Origin of the sequence: Deinococcus aerophilus (assembly GCF_014647075.1) — a bacterium.
Classification (GTDB): Bacteria; Deinococcota; Deinococci; order Deinococcales; family Deinococcaceae; genus Deinococcus; species Deinococcus aerophilus.
Window position 1 is genome coordinate 1 of sequence record NZ_BMOM01000059.1, and the last position, 6534, is coordinate 6534.

At 65.2% G+C, this 6534-nt stretch carries 6 protein-coding genes and 1 pseudogene; 4 read left to right on the plus strand and 3 right to left on the minus strand.

Going from position 1 to position 6534, the window contains the following annotated elements; genetic code table 11:
- Nucleotides 1-296, plus strand: a 296-nt coding sequence (locus tag IEY21_RS16380; RefSeq protein ID WP_229753185.1) for a hypothetical protein, incomplete at its 5' end; no start/stop codon positions are given.
- Nucleotides 297-796: 500 nt separating this feature from the next.
- Here IEY21_RS16380 and IEY21_RS16385 read toward each other — a convergent pair.
- Entirely contained in the window at nt 797-1603 is an 807-nt protein-coding gene (locus tag IEY21_RS16385) for a cytochrome c oxidase assembly protein (RefSeq protein WP_188905413.1), read from the minus strand.
- Nucleotides 1603-2064, minus strand: coding sequence for a DUF2243 domain-containing protein (locus tag IEY21_RS16390; RefSeq protein ID WP_188905414.1), 462 nt, complete (start codon nt 2062-2064; stop codon nt 1603-1605). The genes IEY21_RS16385 and IEY21_RS16390 overlap by 1 nt, the downstream gene beginning before the upstream one ends.
- Nucleotides 2065-2326: 262 nt before the next feature.
- Here IEY21_RS16390 and IEY21_RS17065 point away from each other — a divergent pair, with 262 nt between their 5' ends.
- Nucleotides 2327-2455, plus strand: a complete 129-nt coding sequence (locus IEY21_RS17065; protein WP_268237823.1) for a hypothetical protein — start codon at nt 2327-2329, stop codon at nt 2453-2455.
- Nucleotides 2456-2566: 111 nt separating this feature from the next.
- On the opposite strand, the gene IEY21_RS16395 is transcribed toward IEY21_RS17065, so the two are convergent.
- A complete protein-coding gene (locus IEY21_RS16395) occupies nt 2567-3658 on the minus strand; it encodes a LacI family DNA-binding transcriptional regulator (RefSeq protein ID WP_188905415.1) in 1092 nt (363 codons plus the stop codon).
- Nucleotides 3659-4029: 371 nt separating this feature from the next.
- Between IEY21_RS16395 and IEY21_RS16400 the strand changes: the two genes are divergently transcribed.
- Complete coding sequence (locus IEY21_RS16400) at nt 4030-6021, plus strand: beta-galactosidase (protein ID WP_188905416.1); 1992 nt, start codon at nt 4030-4032, stop codon at nt 6019-6021.
- Nucleotides 5973-6344 (plus strand): annotated as a pseudogene (locus IEY21_RS16405) (maltose ABC transporter substrate-binding protein); the annotation flags it as partial. The gene IEY21_RS16400 and the pseudogene IEY21_RS16405, both read left to right, overlap by 49 nt.
- Nucleotides 6345-6534: the final 190 nt, after the last annotated feature.

A 6534-nucleotide genomic window follows, 5' to 3' on the forward strand; every position in this document is an offset into this window, starting at 1 on the left:
GCTCCGGATCTTCAGTAAAAACGCAGAATTCCTCGGCCAGCACGGATATTCACTGCGCTATGCAAGGTGCAACTCCTGAGTATTACTTTGTTCAGGAAATTGATGTCGAGGACGGCGTGAATGTCGCCCAGTTCACTGAACAACGGCAGAAAGAGTACCCAGCAGGAAGTGCCATCATCGCTGGCGCCGCCGATACGGGAACTTTTGACGATCGCCACACGAACAAGGACAAATGCGACCTGTTTTCCTGCGACCTGTGGGACATCTTCGTGAAAATCAGCGTTACCGTGAGGTGACACGTGGAGCGGCCCGGTTCGGGTCCAGAGGCGCTGGGCCGTTCCATGTTAACAACCAGACCCTTCACGATATTTAAAAAGGGCTTGATCGGCGCGGACTCCACCCGGGGTTCGCGCTGACGTCTGGACGGGCCGGGTCATTGATACCGCCTGCATATGTTGGTGTCCTGGATCGGTGTGCCGGGCAGGTCTCTCACATCTTCCAGGGGCGCCGCAACATCGGCGGGTGCGCCCGGGGCAGCAGCACCACGCACCAATTCCTCGCTGGATCCGGTGTGATCCGGGGAGCGTGTCCCGGGAACCTGCCGGCCTTTCCCGTTTACGCGCAGCACCCTGTCTTCGCGAAGATCAGCCGTCCATCTTCCTGCCAGGGGTATTGCCTGGTGGTGATGGGCTGCGTTCTGTCTGGCAGCAATGCGAACAGTTCTTCAAGCACGGGATGGTGGTGCTCGTCTCGGGGGCAAGGTCGTCGGGAATGCCGGACGGACGGGCCTCCACCCTCAGGGCAGCGCGGCTGACTGCGTTCGCCGCCGTGCCTGTTCACGGCGGCGAAACCAAGACTGAAACACCACCACGAACAGCAGCAGTTCGGCCAGGTCGCCGCCGTAATACATCAGCTGCGCCGCCGACTGCAGGTGCGGAACAGGGTGCTCCGCTCCCAGCGGCCCGTGCCCCGCATACAGCATCTTGGCGAGCGTGGCATGTCCGGCGGTTCCCAGCAGCAGCGCCGCCAGCCGGGTCCGAAAGGACGCGCGGGTGGCGACCGGCTCGGTTCCGGAAAGAACCACCGCGTACAGCACGCCGGCGGCCACCACATGCAAGGCCACCGCCGCGTGGACCAGCGGGTGCTCCAGCATCACGCGGTACAGGTCGGTCAGGTACAGCACGAACATCCCCCCCACGTTGAGCAGCAGCGCGCCGCCCGGCGAGGCGATCACGCTGAGGGGCGGGGCGTGCAGCCCGCCGACCAGCCGCCGCGCCGCGGACACCGGCACGCTGCGCAGCGTCAGCGTCAGGGGCCAGCCCAGGGCCAGGAGCAGGGGCGCGAACATCCCCGATACTAGGTGCTGCGCCATATGGGTCCGCACGTCACCATGGGCCAGGGCGTTCACGGCGGGGGAGAAGGCCCAGGCCAGGCCGGCGAGTCCAAGGGCGAAAAATCCGGTGCGGGATCCCCGCCACGGGTGGCCCAGGCCATGCTGGCGCCGGACCATCACCGCGTAGCCCACCGCCACCCCCAGCAGCAGTAGCCACACCAGCCACGAGAAGGTGTCGTGATGGGCGGCTGGACTGTGCCCGGAAGGCATCAGGGGGACAGCGCGTTTCGGCTGGCCCGGCGGTGCAGTTCAAAGCCGATCAGGAGCAACACGACGCCCACCACGTTCCACACGACGTCGTACGGCAAAAGCGGAACGTCGTAGCGCACCTGATGCACCTGAAAGATCTTGTGGTCCACCACGCCGTCAAAAAGTTGAAAGCCGCCCAGACCCAGCAGCAGGCCCGCCCGGAAGAAGGCGACGCTGAAGGTCCGGGACCGCAGCAGGTCGGCGAGCACAAACAGCCCCGCCACGATGGCCATCAGTTCGGCGGCGTGCAGCAGGCCGTCGCTGAGCAGTCCGATCGCGGATGTGGAGCGGTCGTAGAAATGGTGCCAGCCGAGCACCTGATGAAAGACGATCTCATCCATTCCCGCCATGAAGGCGGCGCCCAGGAGCAGGCCACTGCGCCGGGAGCCGCGGACGTCCAGCCGTGCGGCGGCCCCGGTCATTGCCGGGCCTGGAAATGGAGCGGCACCTGGAGAAGCGTCATGTCATGGAACCTCCTGGACAGGAGCAAACGGCCGGCCGGCGGTCAGTTGTAAGGAATTCCCGCCGGGCCAGCCGCGGAGCGGGTTACTTCTGGGCCGCAGTGTAGCGGGTGTGGGGCCGGCCCGAAGTGTTCAGGAAGCGGAGCGGAGAGCCACCGCGATGACCTCCCCCCTGTTTCTGGTGTCAACCCGAGTGCGAATCCAATGGCGCTCGGGGAGATACATGGAGGGAGAACGGTACACCGAGCAGTGGATTTCCGACGTCCCCCTGCAGCCCGGGGCCGACAAGGTCATCAGCGATCTGTCGCTGGACAACGCCATGCTGAAGAAGGTCGTCGAAAAAAGGGGATGACGCCTGAGACGACGTCCCGGGCGCAGACGCCGCTGAACATGAAGGGTGGCTTGAGCCAGCAGAGGGACACAATCCGGCGAATCCGTCACAGCATGTGCTGGGCGACTACGCTCAGGATGATGTGGTCGACGCGGCCTGCAGATGAACCCGCAGGGTCTCGAGCGCTTCCTGCCAGCCTGAACGCCGGCCCGGTGGGGGCGCGGCGGTACTGGACCGCAGCACCAATTCCGGCTGGGTCAGGGTCAGGGGCGGCGGCGAGCTGCCATCGAGCAACAATTTCAGGTGTTCAAAAGCCCGTTGCCCCAGCGCCGGGAAATCCTGCCGGACGGTGGTCAGGGGAGGAATCAGCAGCGCACTTTCCGCCGTGTCGTCGTAGCCGATCACCGACACGTCGTCCGGCACCCGCAGACCCCGCTCCCACAACGCCCGCAGCGCCCCCACCGCCATCTGATCGTTGCCCACCAGCAGCGCTGTAAAAGCCACGCCCGATGCCAGCAGGGCCACGGTGGCCGCATAGCCGCTGGACGGACTCCAGTTCCCTTCGTGTTCGGCCACCAACGTCAGCCCGCGGGTCTCCACGACGTCGCGCCAGCCCTGCAGGCGGGAATGCTCGGCCACCGCGTCCTGGGGGCCGTGAATGCACGCGACGTGCGTGTGTCCGAGATCCAGCAGGTGCCGGGCCGCCAGCACCGCTCCCTCACGCTGGTCCAGCAGCGCAGCGTCCACGGCGGTTCCCGGCGGCACGTCCATGAACACACAGGGCACATCGGCAAAACGGCGCCGGACTTCGGCGGCGTCCGCCTGACCCAGCGAGGCGTTGATCAGTACACCGTCCACTTGCCGTTCTTTCAGGGTGCGCACGGTCTGGGTCACGTTGCCCAGGCCATATCTCGGCACGATCGACACCACCAGGCTGTACCCCGCCTCCCGCGCGGCCCGCTCGATGCCCGAGGTGAGCTGCGAGGGCGCGTGCAACGCGATGTCATTGGTGGCAAAACCGATGGAATGGGTGCGCCGGCTGGCCAGACCCTGTGCCAGTCGATTGGGGACATAGTTGAGCTGTCCGATGGCCTCGCCCACGCGCAGGCGGGTGCGGGCGGCCACCGGCCCCTTGTTGTTGACCACCCGCGAGACCGTCTGCTGTGAGACGCCCGCCAGCGCAGCGACATCGGCCAGCGTGGACGCTGTCTCCTGCTTTGCCATAAACACCTCCGAAGATTGGTGTTAAGCCTAACATCTGGACCCGGCGTACAGTTTAGGGTGCCGCCAGAATTGCGGCGCTGTCCGTCGGCTGATTGAAGAAGATCGAGTTGACTCCAGAGGTTATACAGATCGAAGATGAGAAAGCCTGTACCACTGGGCGTATTTCGAGCGGCGGCCCGGACCTCACGGAAATCCCCGATAGATGGAGAGAACCCGGCGGTACAAATCCATGCTGGAACACAAGTGTTAACCTTAACACTCTCTAGCGTGTGGGACATCAAACCGAGTGTGTTCAGTCGGGGGCTCCGGTCCCTTCGTCCATAGCGTTTACGCCGTGGTTCTTGTCCCTGCCTTGTTGCTCAGAGGAGTTCATGACTTCAGACCCCTACCCCACGCACCTGGAACTTGGTGTCTGCGATTACCCGGAACAGGTTCCCGCAGACCGCTGGGCGGGCTATGCAGCGGCTCAGAAAGCATTGGGCCTGCGTTTCGTGCGCCTGGCCGAATTCGCCTGGAGTCGCCTGGAACCGCGCCGCGGCGAGTATGACTGGGCGTGGCTGGATCAGGCCATCGCCACGTCTACGGCGGCAGGCCTGAAAGTGGTGCTGTGTACACCCACCGCCGCGCCCCCGGCCTGGCTTATCGCCCAGCACCCGGAGATTTTGCCCACCGGACGCGACGGCCACGTCAAGACCTTCGGCTCCAGACGACACGCCGATTTTTCCAGTTCGGTGTTTCGCGAGCACTCCCGGCGCATCACCCGGGCGATGGCCGAGCGCTACGGCCAGATGGAGGCCGTGGTGGGTTGGCAGACCGACAACGAATTCGGCTGGGGCGACACCGCTCAGAGTTACAGCCCGGCGGCGCTGGCTGCGTTCCGTGGCTGGCTGGAGCGGCGGTACGGCACGTTGGACGCCCTGAACGAGGCCTGGGGCAACGTCTTCTGGAGCATGGAATACACGGACTGGGAGCAGCTTCCGCTGCCCAACCGGGCGGTGGCCGAGGTCAATCCGGCTCACACGCTGGACTTTCTGCGCTTTTCCAGCGATCAGGTGGCCGAATTTCAGGAAGAACAGGTGGCGATCCTGCGTGAGCTGTCGCCGGGCCGCTTCGTCACGCACAACTACATGGGCTTTTTCGGCGCGTTCGATCATTACCGTGTCAGCGGGTGCCTCGACTTTGCGAGCTGGGACAGCTACCCCACCGGCACCTTGCAGGCCATCCATGAATGGAAGCTGACTGGGCCTGAGCTTGCCCATGACTTTGCCCGCACCGGCCACCCGGACGTAACTGCGTTCAATCACGACCTGTACCGGGGCATGGTGAGACGAACCGTCACGCAGGAGCAGGGGCGTTCCCCGGGTTTCTGGGTGATGGAGCAGCAGTGCGGGCAGGTCAACTGGGCGCCCTCCAATCCGCTGCCGGCTGCCGGCGCCGTGGAGCTGTGGACCGCGCAGGCCTGGGCGCACGGCGCGGACGCGGTGAGTTACTTCCGCTGGCGGGCCGCCACCATGGGGCAGGAAGTGCTGCACAGCGGCCTGTTGCGCCACAACGAGACGCCCGACCGGGGCTTTGCCGAGGTGGCCGCCCTCGATCCTGGACAGTACCCCCTGGGCGAGGTGAGCGCCCGGGTTGCGCTGCTGCACGATTACGAGAGCCTGTGGCTGTACAACATGCAGCCGCACACAGAAGGCCTGAACTACTGGGCGCAGACCTTCGCGTACTACCGCGCTCTGCGTTCGCTGGGCGTGGACGTGGACATCATCCACGCCGATGCGGACCTGAGCGGGTACGCCGTGGTCGTCGCGCCCGCCCTGACGTTGATCACCCCGGAACGCGCCCGGCACCTGGAGACGGCCGCCCAGCACGCCAAGGTGGTCTTCGGGCCGCGCACCGCCTTTCGCACGGCGTCCGGGCGCACCCCGGAGACGGGCCAGTTCGGCGAGCTGGGTGAATTGATAGGGGCGTCCCTCCTGAACTACGACAGCCTGTATGCGGGTATGACGCAGACGGTCATGGGGAATGGCGGGGCCGCCCATCCGGCGCAGCACTGGGCCGAGAGTTATCACACAACCGGCGCACAGACCCTGTACCGCTATCACGTTGGACCGCTGGGCGGCGAGAGCGCCATGATCCGCAACGGCAACGTCACGGTCATTGGGGCGCACAGCACGGATCTGATCGCCGAGGTTCTGCAGGCAACGTTGAACGAGACACAGCTCGGCCCCACGCGGCTGCCCGAAGGGGTGCGGGTATCCAGGCGGGGAGGCGTCACGCTGCTCCAGAACTGGAACGCCCATGAGGTGATGTGGCAGGGGCAGACGCTGCCACCTGTCAGCTCGTGGGCGTGCAGGGCGTGGTGATCAATGCCTACAGCAAGAACAAGGTGGCAGCGGCGGGCTTTGCCAAGGTTCTGGTGACGGGTGGCTCACAGACCTCGTTCAACCAGGCAGGCGGGCGCATTCCGGTCAGCCTGAGTGCGCGAACCAAACTCAAGAATGATCCCATCGTCACCGGTTTCAGCAAGGCCATCTCGGCGGGCACGCCCATGCCGAACGTTCCAGCGATGGGCGCCGTGTGGGGACCGTGGTGCAATGCCGTCGCGCAGAGTGTCCAGAAGCCCAATCCCGACTACGCTGGGCTGCTGCAAAGCGCCCTGAAAGAAATCAAGGGCAGCATCAAATAACCTGTTGAGGAGGCGGGCCGTCCGGCTGGGGCAACTCCGGCGCACGGCCTGCCTTCTCCTTGAACAAGGACACCTATGAGGACACACCAACAGGAGTTCAAGAAGCCGGATGGCCGCGCGCTGACGCTGTACGGCTTGGCGCCCATCGTGGTCACGTCCGAGATTCCCAGCCCCAGCCCGGAGCCGGTCG

Bases quoted from the DNA above. Each gene is read 5' to 3' on its own strand.
- IEY21_RS16390 (WP_188905414.1), bottom strand. From the start codon at position 2,064: ATGACCGGGGCCGCCGCACGGCTGGACGTCCGCGGCTCCCGGCGCAGT.
- IEY21_RS16385 (WP_188905413.1), bottom strand. From the start codon at position 1,603: ATGCCTTCCGGGCACAGTCCAGCCGCCCATCACGACACCTTCTCGTGG.
- IEY21_RS16395 (WP_188905415.1), bottom strand. From the start codon at position 3,658: ATGGCAAAGCAGGAGACAGCGTCCACGCTGGCCGATGTCGCTGCGCTG.
- IEY21_RS16400 (WP_188905416.1), top strand. From the start codon at position 4,030: ATGACTTCAGACCCCTACCCCACGCACCTGGAACTTGGTGTCTGCGAT.
- IEY21_RS17065 (WP_268237823.1), top strand. From the start codon at position 2,327: ATGGAGGGAGAACGGTACACCGAGCAGTGGATTTCCGACGTCCCCCTG.